Source organism: Corynebacterium sp. HMSC073B01 (assembly GCF_001838255.1).
GTDB classification, from domain to species: Bacteria; Actinomycetota; Actinomycetes; order Mycobacteriales; family Mycobacteriaceae; genus Corynebacterium; species Corynebacterium jeikeium_D.
This window is the reverse complement of record NZ_KV836177.1, coordinates 124,018-138,913: the sequence shown is the minus strand read 5'-3', so window position 1 is coordinate 138,913 and position 14,896 is coordinate 124,018. Positions and strand designations below refer to the sequence as shown.

Sequence of the window (14,896 nt, the reverse complement as noted above, 5' to 3'; positions counted from 1 at the left end):
ACTGGAAGAATATTACCGAGAGCAGGAAGAACATGGCGGAGCTGACGATCTCCTCCGACGAGATCCGTAGCGCGATTGCGAACTACACCTCGAGCTACTCCCCGGAGGCCTCCCGTGAGGAGGTTGGCGTTGTTATCAGTGCAGCTGATGGTATCGCCCAGGTTTCGGGAATGCCGTCGGTCATGACGAATGAGCTTCTGGAGTTCCCGGGCGGCGTTATTGGCGTCGCTCAGAACCTCGACACCGACAAGGTCGGCGTTGTGGTGCTGGGTAACTTCGAGTCGCTTAAAGAGGGTGACGAGGTAAAGCGGACGGGTGACGTCCTTTCGATTCCGGTCGGGGACAAGTTCCTCGGTCGCGTAATTAACCCCCTGGGCCAGCCGATTGACGGCCTGGGCGACATTGAGGCTGAAGAGGACCGCGTCCTCGAGCTGCAGGCACCGACCGTGCTGCAGCGTCAGCCGGTTGAAGAGCCGATGGCTACTGGTATTAAGGCCATCGACGCAATGACCCCAATTGGTCGTGGTCAGCGTCAGCTGATCATTGGTGACCGTAAGACCGGTAAGACCGCGGTCTGCCTGGACACCATTTTGAACCAGAAGGCTAACTGGGAGTCCGGTGACCCGAGCAAGCAGGTGCGATGCATCTACGTTGCTATCGGTCAGAAGGGCTCCACCATTGCTGGTGTGCGCCAGACCCTCGAGGAGCAGGGCGCACTCGAGTACACCACCATCGTTGCTGCCCCGGCGTCGGATGCCGCAGGCTTCAAGTGGCTTGCACCATTCGCAGGCGCCGCACTGGGTCAGCACTGGATGTACCAGGGCAAGCACGTCCTGGTCATCTACGATGATCTGACTAAGCAGGCAGAGGCATACCGTGCCATCTCGCTGCTGCTGCGTCGCCCGCCGGGACGCGAAGCTTACCCGGGTGACGTCTTCTACCTCCACTCCCGTCTGCTGGAGCGTGCTGCGAAGCTCTCCGACGACATGGGTGCAGGCTCGCTGACCGCACTGCCGATCATCGAGACCAAGGCAAACGACGTGTCGGCCTTCATTCCGACCAACGTCATTTCCATTACCGATGGCCAGGTCTTCCTCGAGTCCGACCTGTTCAACCAGGGTGTCCGCCCGGCTATTAACGTCGGTGTGTCGGTTTCCCGTGTTGGTGGTGCCGCACAGACCAAGGGCATGAAGAAGGTTTCCGGTAACCTGCGTCTGGACCTCGCGTCCTACCGCGACCTGGAAGCATTCGCAATGTTCGCATCCGACCTGGACGATGCCTCCAAGCGTCAGCTGGAGCGCGGTCAGCGTCTGGTTGAGCTGCTGAAGCAGAAGGAAAACCACCCGCAGCCGGTCGAGTACCAGATGACCTCCATCTACCTCGCTGGTGAGGGCGAATTCGACGATGTCCCGGTTGAGGACGTCCGTCGCTTCGAGGCCGAGCTGCTTGAGCACCTGCAGGACACTCAGCCTGCAGTCTTCGAGCAGATTGACGGCGGCGTCGCCTTCTCTGACGAGTCCAAGGCTGCTCTGAAGTCCGCTACCGCTAACTTCAAGAAGTCCTTCCAGACTTCTGAGGGCGCACCGCTGGCTTCCGAGGCTCCGGTCGAGGCACTCGACGAGGGCGAGCTCAAGAAGCAGCAGATTACGGTCTCCCGCAAGACTGCCCAGAACTAGGCAGGTTGAGCTACTCAATGACCGTTTTCGCAATTGAAGGGAGGGAATAGGACATGGCGAATCTTCGTGAACTTCGAGCCCGAATCAAGTCGGTGAACTCGACCAAGAAGATCACCAAGGCCCAGGAGCTTATCGCAACCTCGCGCATTACTAAGGCGCAGCGTCGCGTAGCAGACTCCCAGCCGTACGCCGACGAAATCGAGAAGGTCATCGGACGTCTCGCATCGGCTTCGTCGTTGGATCACCCGATGCTCGTAAAGCGTGAGGGTAACCAGCGTGTTGCTGTCCTGGTTGTGACCAGTGACCGCGGCATGTGTGGCGGCTACAACCACAACGTCCTGAAGAAGGCTGCAGAACTGCGTACCGCTCTGGAAGAGCAGGGGCATGAGGTCGTTCTCTACGTGACTGGCCGTAAGGGCACCGACTACTACGACTTCCGTGGTGTCGAGCTCGCCGGTACGTGGGAGGGCTTCTCCCAGGATCCGGACTACGCCGCAACCCACGACGTGCGTCGTCACCTCATTGATGGTTTCAACGCTACGGCCGAGGGCACTGCCAAGTACCGCGAAGGCCTGCGTGGCACCAACGGCGAGGCCGTTCAGGGCTTCGACCAGGTCCACGTTGTCTACACGGAATTCGTGTCCATGCTTTCTCAGATTCCGCGTGCACACCAGATGCTCCCGATTGAGCCTGTGTACGAGGATGTCGAGATTGCTCAGGGCGAGGACATGCTGTCCGATGGATCAGATGACCTCAAGCCGGACTATGAATTCGAGCCTGATGCAGACACCCTGTTGGCAGAGCTTCTGCCGCAGTACGTGTCCCGCACTCTGTTCGCAGTGATGCTCGAGGCCGCTGCCTCTGAGTCCGCTGCCCGTCGTAACGCTATGAAGTCCGCGACGGACAACGCTACCGAGCTGGTCAAGGACCTCTCGCGTGTTGCTAACCAGGCACGTCAGGCACAGATTACCCAGGAAATCACAGAAATCGTCGGTGGCGCCGGTGCGCTCGACGACAGCGGAGAAAGTGACTAGATATGAGCACAGCTCTAAGTGAGCAGAACACCACCACGGCTGTGGGCCGTGTTGTGCGTGTCATCGGTGCCGTCGTCGACGTGGAGTTCCCGCGTAACGAACTGCCGGCACTTTACAACGCGCTGACCGTGGAAGTTACCCTTCCTTCGGTCGCCAAGACCATTGTCCTCGAGACTGCACAGCACCTCGGTGACAACATGGTTCGTACCATTGCTATGGCTCCGACCGACGGCCTGGTCCGCGGTGCAGAGGTCAAGGACACCGGAAAGCCGATTTCGGTTCCGGTTGGTGACGTCGTCAAGGGTCACGTCTTTAACGCAATGGGCGACTGCCTGGATGAGCCGGGCCTGGGTCGCGATGGTGAGCAGTGGGGCATCCACCGTGAGCCGCCGGCCTTCGACCAGCTCGAGGGCAAGACCGAGATTCTGGAAACCGGTATTAAGGTCATCGACCTGCTGACCCCGTACGTTAAGGGCGGCAAGATTGGTCTGTTCGGTGGTGCCGGTGTCGGTAAGACCGTTCTGATTCAGGAGATGATTACTCGTATTGCACGCGAGTTCTCCGGTACTTCGGTCTTCGCCGGTGTTGGTGAGCGTACCCGTGAGGGCACCGACCTCTTCCTGGAAATGGAAGAGATGGGCGTTCTCCAGGACACCGCCCTTGTCTTCGGCCAGATGGACGAGCCGCCGGGAGTCCGTATGCGTGTCGCGCTGTCGGGTCTGACCATGGCAGAGTACTTCCGCGATGTTCAGCACCAGGACGTGCTGCTCTTCATTGACAACATCTTCCGTTTCACCCAGGCCGGTTCTGAGGTTTCGACCCTGCTGGGTCGTATGCCTTCCGCCGTGGGTTACCAGCCGACCCTGGCTGACGAGATGGGTGTTCTGCAGGAGCGCATTACGTCCACCAAGGGCCGTTCGATTACCTCTCTGCAGGCCGTCTACGTGCCTGCCGATGACTACACCGACCCGGCTCCGGCAACGACCTTCGCCCACCTCGATGCAACCACCGAGCTCGACCGCTCGATTGCATCGAAGGGTATTTACCCGGCAGTGAACCCGCTGACTTCGACTTCTCGTATCCTCGAGCCGTCGATCGTCGGTGAGGAGCACTACCGAGTTGCTCAGCAGGTTATTAACATCCTGCAGAAGAACAAGGAACTCCAGGACATCATCGCCATCCTCGGTATGGACGAGCTGTCTGAGGAGGACAAGGTGACCGTGCAGCGTGCACGTCGTATCCAGCGATTCTTGGGTCAGAACTTCTTCGTTGCTGAGAAGTTCACGGGTCTGCCTGGTTCGTACGTCCCGCTGAAGGACACCATTGTTGCCTTCGACCGCATCTGCAAGGGCGACTTCGACAACTACCCGGAGATGGCCTTCGACGGCCTGGGTGGCCTCGACGATGTCGAGAAGAAGTACGCTGAAATGCAGAAGAAGTAAGGGGCATCCTCATGGCTGAAATCACCGCTGAACTGGTTGCCGTTGAGCGACCGCTCTGGAAGGGCAAGGCCACTTTGGTCTCTGCCCAGACCACCGAGGGTGAGATCGGCGTGCTGCCCGGACACCAGCCGTTGCTTGGCCAGCTGGTCAACAACGGCACGGTGACCATCAAGACCGCAGACGGCAAGGTTCTTGTCGCTTCGGTACAGGGTGGGTTCATTTCCGTGTCTACCTCGAAGGTTTCGATCCTCGCGGATAAGGCAGTCTGGGCTGACGAGGTTAACCTCTCCGAGGCCGAGTCCAACCTGACTTCGGATGACCCTGCAGTAAAGGCTCAGGCTGAGTCGGAGGTCCGCGCGGCTCGTCGCGCTTCCATCAACTAGTCTTTTCGCCTGAACATCCGGTCGCACGACCGTATTCTTCCTGCTTCTTTAAACGGGGCGGGGAGCTCGCAAGAGAAATCTTGCCAGCTTCCCGCCCCGTTTTTCTTAGTTATTTTTCATGTCAGTGCAACAATCGGGTAGGGTTTGTAAAAAGCCTCTAAAGCGCTTTTGAACCAAGGTTCGTCGTCTATTCACCCGGATGCGAGGCTGGCAGATAGTGTTTTCAAGCGTAACCATGATGTCAATCATGTTCATGATTATCGGTGCGATGTTGATCGTCGGCGGGGTCCTTGCCCTGTGGCGTTTCGCCAGCCTGCATGCAAAAGGTACTCCTGTTATTGCTCGTCGCCTTCCTGCAGGTGATGGCAGTCATTGGCGCCATGGTGTCATTGTTTATTCAGAGTCGACGTTGAAGATGTACAAGCTACGTTCGCTGCGTCCTGGCTGTGATGCCGAATTTGCCCGTCACGATGTCACTATTGTGGATCGCCGAGATCCGACTGACATCGAGGCGGGTTTTTTCGCGCCCGGGCTTCGGGTAGTCAGGATTAAAACGGGGAAAAATACCGAATGGGAGTTTGCCGTGGACTCGTCCTCGGACACTGCCCTGGTGGCGTGGGTGGAGTCGAAGCCGTCGTCACGCCAGACTCGTGAGTTTCCTACAGATATTGAGCGACGTTTCCGTTCGGCTTATAACCGTGGCCGGGGAAGTCAGTACTAGTCTCTTACGAGAGGCTATTGCTAAGGCTCTAGTGGGTATTGTTTTCTCCCGCGCGGCAGTCACGTTAGGGTAGGGGAATGCGCCTTGTGATTGCTGAATGCACCGTTGACTATGTCGGTCGCTTGAATGCCCATCTGCCTCATGCCCCGCGCTTGCTGTTGGTGAAAGCCGATGGGTCTGTTTCTGTGCATGCCGACGACCGTGCATATAAGCCTCTAAACTGGATGACACCGCCGTGCACGCTGACGGAGAAGGATATTCTCGACGAGTCGGGTGAAGACACTGGTGAAAAGCTCTGGGTCGTTGAGAATAAGAAGGGCGAGCAGCTTCGTATCACTATCGGCAAGGTGCTGGCTGATAGCACGTACGAACTGGGAGAGGACCCTGGCCTGGAGAAGGACGGGGTAGAAGCGCATCTACAGGAGCTGCTTGCAGATCAGTTCACAACGTTCGGCGAGGGCTACACCCTGATTAGGCGCGAATACCCAACCCCGATCGGACCGGTGGATCTGCTTGGCCGCGATGAAAACGGCGCCACCGTTGCAGTCGAGGTTAAGCGTCGGGGCGGTATCGACGGTGTTGAGCAGCTAACCCGTTACTTGGAGATGCTGAACCGCGATGAGCTGCTGGCACCGGTGGAAGGGATTTTTGCTGCCCAGGAGATTAAGCCACAGGCCAAGACTCTGGCAGAGGATCGTGGGATTCGCTGTGTGACCGTGGATTACGACGCCCTGCGTGGCCTGGAGTCCAATGAATTGCGGTTGTTCTAGCCATGCCTAGGCGAAACCACAAGCGGCGCGGTAATCAACGAGGCAACCAACGCGGCGGGCGTAATAACCACGGCCAGAATCGCGGCAGCCTGCCCGCATTTGGCAGTTCTTTCCAAAACACCCGCACTGAATCTGGGCCTGCCGGTTGGCAGGACGTGGACTTTGCGGTGCGTAACATCAGCGCTGGACAGTCGAAAAAGGTTTATCGCTGTCCAGGGTGCGACCAGGAAATCATGCCCGGGACCTCGCACATCGTAGCTTGGCCGCAGGATTATGGTGCAGGCGCCGATGACCGGCGTCATTGGCACACTAACTGCTGGCGCAACAGAGCTCACCGCACTATCACGCGCCGCTGGGGATAGATCTACTTAGCCGGCTCAACGAGCTCCAGCAGGACGCCACCGGCATCCTTCGGGTGGATGAAGTTGATGCGCGAACCTGCGGTACCGATCTTCGGCTCCGGGTACAGCACCCGGGTGCCCTGCTCCTTCAGGTGCGCCATCAGCGCCTCCAGATCAGTGACGCGAACTGCGTACTGCTGGATTCCTGGACCCTTCTTGTCCAGGTACTTTGCAATCGTGGACTGGTCGTTCAGTGGCGCGAGAATCTGAACCAGAGTGCCACCTTCAACCTTGTCGGCCGGGCCGACCATGGCCTCGTGGACGCCCTGCTCTTCATTGACTTCATCGTGGTAGTTGATGAAACCAAGGTTTGCGCGGTACCACTCAATAGCGGCATCAAAATCCGGGACTGCGACGCCGACGTGATCGACAGCGACTACGTACTTATGGGGAACGGGAATCTGTGTCTCACTCATAGTTTCCAGGGTACTCGCTATTATCGGCGGCATGATTGTCGCATTTTCTGTTGCCCCCACTTTCTCCGATCCCGAGCAGGGAATGGCGGAGGCGGTTGCTGAAGCCGTGCGTGTTGTGCGCGAATCCGGCCTGCCCAACGAGACCAATGCCATGTTCACCCTAGTTGAAGGCGAATGGGATGAGGTGATGGATGTCATTAAGCGAGCTACGGAAGCAGTCAGCCGTGTCAGTCCGCGTACTTCTCTGGTCATCAAAGCGGACATTCGCAACGGATATACCGGGCAGCTGCGTGCGAAAGTGGATGCGGTCGAGGATGCGCTGAAAGCCACCGACTAGTCTCTTGTTCGGATTGGGCACGTAGGCTCTACATAGGTCTTTACATAGGCTTTACGACGACACTGGAGAGGAACCCTTTTACGATGCCAGCTGGACATGGTCACGCACATGGCCATTCTCATGGTCACTCGCATGGAGCACACGGTCACCGCGAGTGCTCGACTCCGCCACCACCGCCCGGCACGGTTGATTTGGAGCAGCTCCACCAGCGCGCCGAAGCCGAACGTAAGCGCCGAGAGGAGATCGAGCGGGCAACCAGTGATCAGGGAAATGGGCTTCCTCCTGTAGTTGAGATTGCCCCGCAGACTCTTGAGGCAGAAGTCGTTCTGCGCTCGGAGCAGGTACCGGTAATTGTCTTGATCGGCATGGCTGGAGCAGCTGATTCGCTGCGTCTTCGGGCTGAGCTAGAAGGCATGGCTCGTGAGGCCAATTTGAACTGGATCCTGGCGTGGGCAGATGCTGAGGAGCATCCACAGCTGGCCCAGGCATTCGGTGTGCAGGCAGTGCCGACAGTCACGGCTGTGGCTATGGGCAGTCCCATTGGCATGTTTGTGGGTGAGAAAACCAGGGATTGGCTGGAGCAGTGGCTGGCGCAGGTTATGGAGGCCACTCGGGGGCGTCTCAAGGGGCTGCCGGCGGGAACTCGCATGGCTGGGGAGGGTAGCGGGCCGGAGGCTCCGGAGCCGACTGACTTCTTCGGCAACCCCGTACCCACCGATGACCCGCGTTTGGAGCAGGCCGAAGAGTTGCTCGAGGAGGGCAATTTCGACGGAGCGTTGGAGCTGTATGACGCTATGCTGCAGTCCGAGCCCGCAAATCAGGGGCTGAAGCGCGCTCACGCGAATGTGTCCTTCTTCGCCCGCGCTGCCAAAATCGATCGCAGCGCAGATCCAATTGCAAAGGCCGACGCTGCGCCGAAGGACGTCGCGCTCGCCCTCGATGCCGCGGATGTCACGATGCTTGTCGACGATCCAGCGAAGGCGCTCGATCGTTTGTTGAAGTTGCTCCCGCAGGTGTTTGGCGATGACCGTGAGGCCATCAAGTCGCGTCTACTAGAGCTGCTTGTGCTATTCGATACCGCAGATCCAGTGGCATTGGATGCACGCCGGAGGATGGCTAGCGCACTGTACTAGGAGTACTGGACTAGGGGCACTGTACTAGGAGCCTGGAAAGCGCTCAGGCTCCTAGCTTGAAGCGTCGGTGTATGGCCAGTCATCCGGAGCCATGAAGTAGTAGACGCTGCCCATTACAGCGGCCATAAACGCCATTAGCAACAGGAAAAGTGTTGCTTTCATTGCCACATGACGCTCCGCATACCAGGCGTAAAAGGCGTCCAATTTTGCTGCCAACCAGATGTTCAGGCGACGTGTCGGCGGATGCACCAACGAGAGAATTCCCAGTGCAACAAAGATGCAGAGCCATCCGGGAGCAGGAGTTGGCAAAATGATAATGCCAACAATGAGCAATACGAAGCCTGCGACGAGAAGAACCGGGGAGAGTACCGGCCCATACCAGGTGTTGCGCATATGGGCATGGCGAATCTGCATGCGGTCCATCAAGCGATGTACCTTTTCCTTCATTGCGATTCACTTCCTCCGATTTTCGGTGCCGTGCGCTATTTCTAGCAGCGGTCTCGGACGAGGCATCGTTGAAGCATTAAGCATCAAATGTGCAGCTCAACTGCCTGGGTGCACCGTTGGACATTGATTCTTTTAATCATGTCTATATTTAATCCATTGTTGCACAAAAGCTGCGCCCCAGTGCAACGAGATTTTTCGGAAGGTGGTAATCTTCCAACAGTTCTCAGTGGTTTACAGCAGTTACCACTGCATCTCATCCACCTGTTCACCTCAGACAGTTCATACTGCGCTAGGTGCCTTTGGTCTTCAGTTTTCTGCAGCCAGGAGTTTTGCATGCGACTTCGCCCCAAAGCCCTTCGCGCTACTTCCGCCTCGGTCATTGTTGCGCTTTCGGCCTCGACTCTGTTGGCGGGGTGCACCATCGATGTCCCAAGCACCACCGGGTCCAAGGCCACCACTGCTACCACAAAACCTAATGCTCCAGATAACGGTTGGGATGCTTCCGAGGAAGTCACCTGGTCTGATGCACAGGACGTCCTCGATACTGCGGCTAAGAGTTTCTCCGACAACTATGGCATTGATTTAGGTGTCTATTTGCGTGTCATTGACGGTCCATACAAAGGGCTCACGGCGTCGGTAGGCGAGGATACGAAGGAGTACTCCGCATCGACCATCAAGGCTCCGTTAGTGGTTACTGCGCTGAAGAAATTCGGCGATGACCTAGACAAGACGGTGACGGTCGATTGGGACAATGGTGTTGGCGGAAGCGTGATTGGCCCTGGCCAATACACGCTCGACGGGCTGTTGCAGTACGTGATGCGGTATTCGGACAACACCGCGGCGAATGGGTTGATTGACGCTGTCGCTGGTTTCGACGAGGTCAACAAAACCATCAAGGAAGCCGGTGTTGATGACAAGCGCTACCACCTGGGCAACAAGTTCAACATCCCCAATCCCAGCGGTGATCGGTCCTGGTTTACTCCCTCTCAAGCTGCGCTGTTCATGGCACGTCTCCAGGAAGTGGCCGATGGCACCTCAAAGCACAACTTCATTACCAAGGACACGGCACAAACTGCATTGACCTACCTCACTTACGGTGGTTCGCAGAAGTTTGTGATGTACGTCGGCTCCGCAGTCCAGAAGACCGGTGACACTGCCGAGGGCGTTAATGACCACGGTATTTTGTACACCGCAGCCGGACCCATCGCTTACGCCATTACGACGCGCTTTGATGAGGTGCCGCTCAATGAGCTTACCGACGGCCTGCTCGGCCAGCTGGGTTCCCAAATAGCCCCGCTTCTGCCGGATTACAATCGCCTTGGTAAGGATGGCAAGCCACTGACTGCCAAGCAGGCTGCGACGTGGAGCGCGGATGAGGATGGCGACGGCATTCCGGATCGCATCGGAACCGACAGCATGGATGGATCCGCGTACACCGATGATTCAGATTCTGCGAATTACAACGAATCTTTGGAACCTGACTGGTTCAATCCGTTCCGAGGATAAAACCTGGATACGCTCCCCAAAACAAAATTGCCCGTGTGTCAGGTTTTCAGGCCGAAACTCAGATCACTGAAAACCGTGCAGCACGGGCAATTCCTATGTGATTGTCTTTTGTTTGGCTGGATTCGGGACTAGCCCTGCCACTTCAGCCAAACGGCGGTGTTGGCCGGCAGCACCAAATCAATCGAGTGAGCCTGGCCGTTCCAACCGTGCTCGACCGCGGTCACAGTACCGTTTTCACCGTAGCCGGAGCCCTCGTAACGCGATGCGTTTGTGTTCAGAATCTCCGTCCATTGGCCACCGCGCGGTACGCCAATCTTGTAGATTTCCTGCGTGGTTCCCGACAGGTTATAGACGCAGGCGACGACCGAGTCATCGGTGCCGTAACGGACAAAGGACACAGCATTGTTTGTGGAATCATCCGCGTTAATCCACTGGAAGCCCTCTGGGCGGTCATCCTGGGTGTAGAACGCTGGGTTTTCCTTGTAGATGGCGTTGATGTCCTTAACCAGCAGCTGAATGCCGCGGTGGAATTCGCCGCTCCAACCTTCGAGGTTGTCCCAAGCCACGGACTCATCGTGGTTCCACTCGTGGTTCTGGCCAAGATCCTGACCCTGGAATAGAAGCTGCTTGCCCGGGTGCGCCCACATGAAGGTCAGGAAAGTACGTAGGCCTGCGGCCTTATCCCAATCGCCGCCCGGCATGCGCTCCCACAGCGAGCCCTTGCCGTGCACGACCTCGTCGTGGCTAATCGGCAGAATGAACTCTTCCGAGTAGGCGTAGACCATAGCGAAGGTGAGCTCATGGTGGTGGTAGGAGCGGTAAATCGGCTCCTTGCTGAAGTACTCCAGCGTGTCATTCATCCAGCCCATGTTCCACTTCATAGAGAAGCCCAAGCCACCGTGCTCGGTAGGTGCGGTCACACCCGGCCAAGAAGTAGATTCTTCGGCCACGGTGAGGAAGCCCGGGTTGTGCTTGTGTACCGTGGCGTTGAATTCCTGCAGGAACTGAACAGCATCGAGGTTTTCACGGCCACCGTACTGGTTCGGCAGCCACTCGCCTTCATTGCGGGAGTAGTCCAGGTACAGCATGGAAGCCACTGCGTCGACGCGCAGACCGTCGATGTGGAACTCTTCTGCCCAGTACAGTGCGTTGGCGTAGAGGAAGTTGCGTACCTCGTTGCGGCCGAAGTCGAAAACGTAGGTGCCCCAGTCGCGCTGCTCGCCGCGGCGCCAGTCCGGGTGCTCGTAGCAAGCCGTGCCATCGAAGCGGGCAAGTGCGAACTCGTCCTTCGGGAAGTGCCCCGGAACCCAGTCCATGATGACACCGATGCCAGCGGCGTGGAAGGCATCAACTAGACCGCGGAACTGATCTGGGGTGCCGAAGCGGCTGGTCGGAGCGTAGTAGCCGGAAACCTGATAACCCCAGGAACCGGTGAACGGGTGCTCACATACTGGCATGAACTCCACATGGGTGTAGCCCATGTCGACCACGTAACGCACCAGCTTCTCCGCCATAACCTCGTAGCTCAGGCCCTGCTTCCAGGAACCCAAGTGGACCTCGTAGATAGAGATGGGCTCTTCGGTCCAGTCTGTGTTGGCGCGCTTTTCCATCCACGCTTGGTCGCTCCAGGCGTAGTCGGAGGTCGCAACAATCGACCCGGTAGCCGGTGGGAGCTCAGCAGCACGCGCCATCGGGTCGGCCTTATCGCGACGCTGTCCCTCCGGTGTCGTGATGGCGAACTTGTAGACTTCGCCCTCACCCACACCCGGGATGAACAGCTCCCAGATACCTGCGCCACCCATAGAGCGCATTGGGTACTGCGCGCCGTTCCACATACAGAAGTCACCGACCACGGCGACGCCGCGTGCGTTCGGAGCCCAGACCGTAAACGAGGTGCCTTCGACCGTACCCAGCTCTGTGTCGTAACTGCGAAGGTGAGCACCGAGAACCTTCCACAGTTCCTCATGACGTCCCTCGCCGATTAGGTGTAGGTCACCAGCGCCGATAGTGGGGAGGAAACGGTAGCCGTCGGCACGCTCTACGGTCTCGCCGGAGTCCCACGTAATGCGCAGACGGTAGTCGAAGTCATCGCCGCCGGGGACGAGGGCGGTGAAGAAACCGTCGCCCAGGTTCTCCGCTTCAAACTCGCCGCGCGTGCTGACGACAGTAACTGCCTGAGCGCCGAAGACCCTCGTGCGAATAACCGTGTCACCGTCCACGACGTGTGCGCCGTAGATGCTGTGCGGATCGTGATGGGTGCAGTAGCGCAGGCGATCCATATCGCCGGAATCAATTGCGAGGCGGGGATCTGTGTGGGCTCCCATGGAAGGTCCTTCCGAAGCGTTTCTAGGTAGGTGAATGTGAAGTTGTTGAGTTAAGTTTTAAAGAAATAGAGGGAGGTAGGGGACAGTGGGCTGCTAACTCACCCGCCAGCCTAACGACGAATCGTTGCGACAGTGGTCAGGTCAGCGGCCCACTAACCCCGAAAGTTCCCAGCAAGCGTTCTAGCCCTCGTAGTCGGGGACGTCGCGCCAAGCCAACTTGTGGCGGAGCTTGACATCGATTTCCGGCAGCTTGATGATGTGCGCAACGTTTTCCCACGGTGCCAGGCGGACGTAGTTGTCCTTGCCCCAGTTGAACTGGTTGCCGGTAATCAGGTCAGTGACATCCATGCGGTCGTGGTTGCGGAGCCCGATGCAATCCATGTCGAGGTGCACGGTAGCTTCCTGGGCATTCCACGGATCGAGGTTGAGAACAACGAGGATGGCATCGCCGGTGACCGGATCGAGCTTCGAGTAAGCCAGCAGGTTGTCATTGTCGATGTCGTGGAAGTGCAAGTTGCGCAGCTGCTGCAGAGCAGGGTGCTCCCGACGAATCTTGTTCAGCGTGGCAATGAACGGCTCCAGCGAGTTGCCGGTGGCCAGTGCCTGGTCGTAATCGCGGCTGCGGAGCTGGTACTTCTCGCTGTCGAGGTACTCCTCGGAGCCCTCCTTGACCGGAACGTTTTCAAACAGCTCGAAGCCGGAGTACATGCCCCACAGCGGAGACAGGGTTGAAGCCAGCGCGGCGCGGATGGCGAAGGCGCCACGGCCGCCCTTGACCAGGAAGTCATGCAGAATATCGGGGGTATTGACCCATAGGGATGGGCGAGCGATGTCCGCATGGCGGGTAATCTCCTCGCCGAATTCGGTCAGCTCTTCCTTCGTAGTCTTCCACGGGAAGTAGATGTAGGACTGAGTGAAGCCAGCCTTGGCCAGGCCGTAGAGGCGGGCCGGGGCGGTGAAGGCCTCGGCGAGGAAGATGACCTCCGGGTTGGTTTCGTGAACGGTTTCAATCAGCCATTCCCAGAAGTTGCCCGGCTTGGTGTGGGGGTTATCCACGCGGAAGACCTTGACTCCACGCTTGACCCAAAACTTCACTACACGCAGAACCTCTGCGTACAGGCCCTTGGCATCGTTGTCGAAATTCAGCGGGTAGATGTCCTGGTACTTCTTCGGCGGATTCTCGGCGTAGGCAATGGTGCCGTCCGGCAGCACGGTGAACCACTCCGGGTGAGCCTTAGCCCAGGGGTGGTCCGGTGCACACTGGAGCGCTAGGTCGATAGCGACCTCGAGGTCGCGCTCCTTAGCAGCCTTGATGAATTCCTTGAAGTCCTTTTCGTCACCGAGGCTCGGGTGGATGGCGTCGTGGCCACCTTCTGCGGAGCCGATAGCCCACGGAGATCCGACATCGCCCGGTTCCGGGGTCAGGGTGTTGTTGCGACCCTTGCGATTGATTTCACCGATTGGGTGAATCGGGGGCAGATAGACCGTGTCGAAGCCCATGCGCTGAGCGCGATCAAGCTGTGCAACCGCAGTCTTGAATGTGCCGTGCAGCAGCTCGCCATTTTCGCCGTAACCACCGTTGGAACGGGGGAAGAACTCATACCAAGAGGAGTACAGGGCTTCGCGGCGGTCAACCTTGATCTTGCGGGTCTTTCCGCGGGTCAAAAGGTCGCGCACCGGGTGCGCCTGCAAAATGGCGCGGGTCTCGTCGGAAAGCGCGGCTGCAATGCGGGCGCGAAGATCGCCGTCGCCGCGCAGACCTGCGGCGATGGAGCGTAGGTGGTTGCGGTGGATAGCAGCGGCACCAGCGGCGGCGCGGTCGAAGAGAGCGGCGCCAATTTCTAGATCATTAGCGAGTTCAGCTTCGCTCTGACCGGCCTCGAACTTCTTGGTGATAGCGTTGCGCCACGTTGCCATCGGGTCGGACCAGGCATCAATGCGAATGGTCCACAGCCCCGGAACGTCTGGGACGAAGGTGGCATTGACCTGATTTGGATCATGGTCAGAAAAGTGCATTGGAATGCGCTGTGAGCGGGAAGCAAAAGCTGATTCCTTCGGCCCCTTGACGTTGAGCGTGGCGTTCATCGCGTCATGGCCTTCTCGCCAAATGACGGCAAAGGTTGGGACGACTTCACCCACTACGGCCTTCGATGGAGTTGCACCACCGTTGATTTGAGGACGGATGTCATCAATACCGATTCGACCAGTCATAAAAGACGTTCTCCTAATTGTCGGCGAGCTAGGTGAAAATCGAAGCAAAACCATCTCGAGTGAACTCGATTTGCTCTCTACCGAGGATAGATGAG

At 58.1% G+C, this 14,896-nt stretch carries 13 protein-coding genes; 9 read left to right on the top strand and 4 right to left on the bottom strand.

Translation table 11 applies throughout. The features are described 5' to 3' along the window. Positions 1-32 precede the first annotated feature (32 nt). The 6 genes from atpA to nucS all read left to right on the top strand — a co-directional run bounded on the left by atpA (position 33) and on the right by nucS (position 6,026). Entirely contained in the window at positions 33-1,676 is a 1,644-nt protein-coding gene (atpA, locus tag HMPREF2849_RS08880) for a F0F1 ATP synthase subunit alpha (protein WP_005509387.1), read from the top strand. A gap of 53 nt (positions 1,677-1,729) precedes the next feature. Continuing rightward, positions 1,730-2,710, top strand: coding sequence for a F0F1 ATP synthase subunit gamma (locus HMPREF2849_RS08875; RefSeq protein WP_005509705.1), 981 nt, complete (start codon positions 1,730-1,732; stop codon positions 2,708-2,710). Between the two features lie 2 nt (positions 2,711-2,712). Then, entirely contained in the window at positions 2,713-4,152 is a 1,440-nt protein-coding gene (gene atpD, locus HMPREF2849_RS08870; RefSeq protein WP_005509621.1) for a F0F1 ATP synthase subunit beta, read from the top strand. Positions 4,153-4,163: 11 nt separating this feature from the next. Beyond that, complete coding sequence (locus HMPREF2849_RS08865; RefSeq protein WP_049194097.1) at positions 4,164-4,535, top strand: F0F1 ATP synthase subunit epsilon; 372 nt, start codon at positions 4,164-4,166, stop codon at positions 4,533-4,535. A gap of 235 nt (positions 4,536-4,770) precedes the next feature. Next, the gene (locus HMPREF2849_RS08860) at positions 4,771-5,256 is read left to right on the top strand and encodes a DUF2550 domain-containing protein (RefSeq protein ID WP_240593322.1); all 486 of its coding nucleotides are present in this window, start codon (positions 4,771-4,773) and stop codon (positions 5,254-5,256) included. A 77-nt stretch (positions 5,257-5,333) separates the two neighbouring features. After that, complete coding sequence (nucS, locus tag HMPREF2849_RS08855; RefSeq protein WP_005509457.1) at positions 5,334-6,026, top strand: endonuclease NucS; 693 nt, start codon at positions 5,334-5,336, stop codon at positions 6,024-6,026. 364 nt (positions 6,027-6,390) lie between these two features. Here nucS and mce read toward each other — a convergent pair whose 3' ends face one another. Continuing rightward, a complete protein-coding gene (mce, locus tag HMPREF2849_RS08845) occupies positions 6,391-6,843 on the bottom strand; it encodes a methylmalonyl-CoA epimerase (protein WP_005509354.1) in 453 nt (150 codons plus the stop codon). A 31-nt stretch (positions 6,844-6,874) separates the two neighbouring features. Here mce and HMPREF2849_RS08840 point away from each other — a divergent pair, with 31 nt between their 5' ends. After that, the gene (locus HMPREF2849_RS08840; RefSeq protein ID WP_049172056.1) at positions 6,875-7,180 is read left to right on the top strand and encodes a thiamine-binding protein; all 306 of its coding nucleotides are present in this window, start codon (positions 6,875-6,877) and stop codon (positions 7,178-7,180) included. Between the two features lie 83 nt (positions 7,181-7,263). Beyond that, on the top strand, positions 7,264-8,313 hold the full coding sequence (locus tag HMPREF2849_RS08835) for a co-chaperone YbbN (protein ID WP_070546753.1): 1,050 nt from the start codon (positions 7,264-7,266) through the stop codon (positions 8,311-8,313). A 51-nt stretch (positions 8,314-8,364) separates the two neighbouring features. Here the strand turns inward: HMPREF2849_RS08835 and HMPREF2849_RS08830 are convergent, their stop codons facing one another. Next, the gene (locus HMPREF2849_RS08830; RefSeq protein WP_016422463.1) at positions 8,365-8,760 is read right to left on the bottom strand and encodes a TIGR02611 family protein; all 396 of its coding nucleotides are present in this window, start codon (positions 8,758-8,760) and stop codon (positions 8,365-8,367) included. 333 nt (positions 8,761-9,093) lie between these two features. Between HMPREF2849_RS08830 and HMPREF2849_RS08825 the strand changes: the two genes are divergently transcribed. Continuing rightward, complete coding sequence (locus HMPREF2849_RS08825) at positions 9,094-10,266, top strand: serine hydrolase (RefSeq protein WP_049172060.1); 1,173 nt, start codon at positions 9,094-9,096, stop codon at positions 10,264-10,266. A 128-nt stretch (positions 10,267-10,394) separates the two neighbouring features. Here the strand turns inward: HMPREF2849_RS08825 and glgB are convergent, their stop codons facing one another. Continuing rightward, positions 10,395-12,590 carry a 1,4-alpha-glucan branching protein GlgB gene (gene glgB / locus HMPREF2849_RS08820; RefSeq protein ID WP_070862885.1) on the bottom strand — a complete coding sequence of 732 codons (2,196 nt, stop codon included), beginning with the start codon at positions 12,588-12,590 and terminating at the stop codon, positions 10,395-10,397. Between the two features lie 180 nt (positions 12,591-12,770). Then, entirely contained in the window at positions 12,771-14,801 is a 2,031-nt protein-coding gene (locus HMPREF2849_RS08815; protein ID WP_049194095.1) for an alpha-1,4-glucan--maltose-1-phosphate maltosyltransferase, read from the bottom strand. Between the last annotated feature and the right edge of the window lie 95 nt (positions 14,802-14,896).

Coding starts and splice junctions, on each gene's coding strand:
- atpA (WP_005509387.1), top strand. CDS start 33: ATGGCGGAGCTGACGATCTCCTCCGACGAGATCCGTAGCGCGATTGCG.
- HMPREF2849_RS08875 (WP_005509705.1), top strand. CDS start 1,730: ATGGCGAATCTTCGTGAACTTCGAGCCCGAATCAAGTCGGTGAACTCG.
- atpD (WP_005509621.1), top strand. CDS start 2,713: ATGAGCACAGCTCTAAGTGAGCAGAACACCACCACGGCTGTGGGCCGT.
- HMPREF2849_RS08865 (WP_049194097.1), top strand. CDS start 4,164: ATGGCTGAAATCACCGCTGAACTGGTTGCCGTTGAGCGACCGCTCTGG.
- HMPREF2849_RS08860 (WP_240593322.1), top strand. CDS start 4,771: ATGATGTCAATCATGTTCATGATTATCGGTGCGATGTTGATCGTCGGC.
- nucS (WP_005509457.1), top strand. CDS start 5,334: ATGCGCCTTGTGATTGCTGAATGCACCGTTGACTATGTCGGTCGCTTG.
- mce (WP_005509354.1), bottom strand. CDS start 6,843: ATGAGTGAGACACAGATTCCCGTTCCCCATAAGTACGTAGTCGCTGTC.
- HMPREF2849_RS08840 (WP_049172056.1), top strand. CDS start 6,875: ATGATTGTCGCATTTTCTGTTGCCCCCACTTTCTCCGATCCCGAGCAG.
- HMPREF2849_RS08835 (WP_070546753.1), top strand. CDS start 7,264: ATGCCAGCTGGACATGGTCACGCACATGGCCATTCTCATGGTCACTCG.
- HMPREF2849_RS08830 (WP_016422463.1), bottom strand. CDS start 8,760: ATGAAGGAAAAGGTACATCGCTTGATGGACCGCATGCAGATTCGCCAT.
- HMPREF2849_RS08825 (WP_049172060.1), top strand. CDS start 9,094: ATGCGACTTCGCCCCAAAGCCCTTCGCGCTACTTCCGCCTCGGTCATT.
- glgB (WP_070862885.1), bottom strand. CDS start 12,590: ATGGGAGCCCACACAGATCCCCGCCTCGCAATTGATTCCGGCGATATG.
- HMPREF2849_RS08815 (WP_049194095.1), bottom strand. CDS start 14,801: ATGACTGGTCGAATCGGTATTGATGACATCCGTCCTCAAATCAACGGT.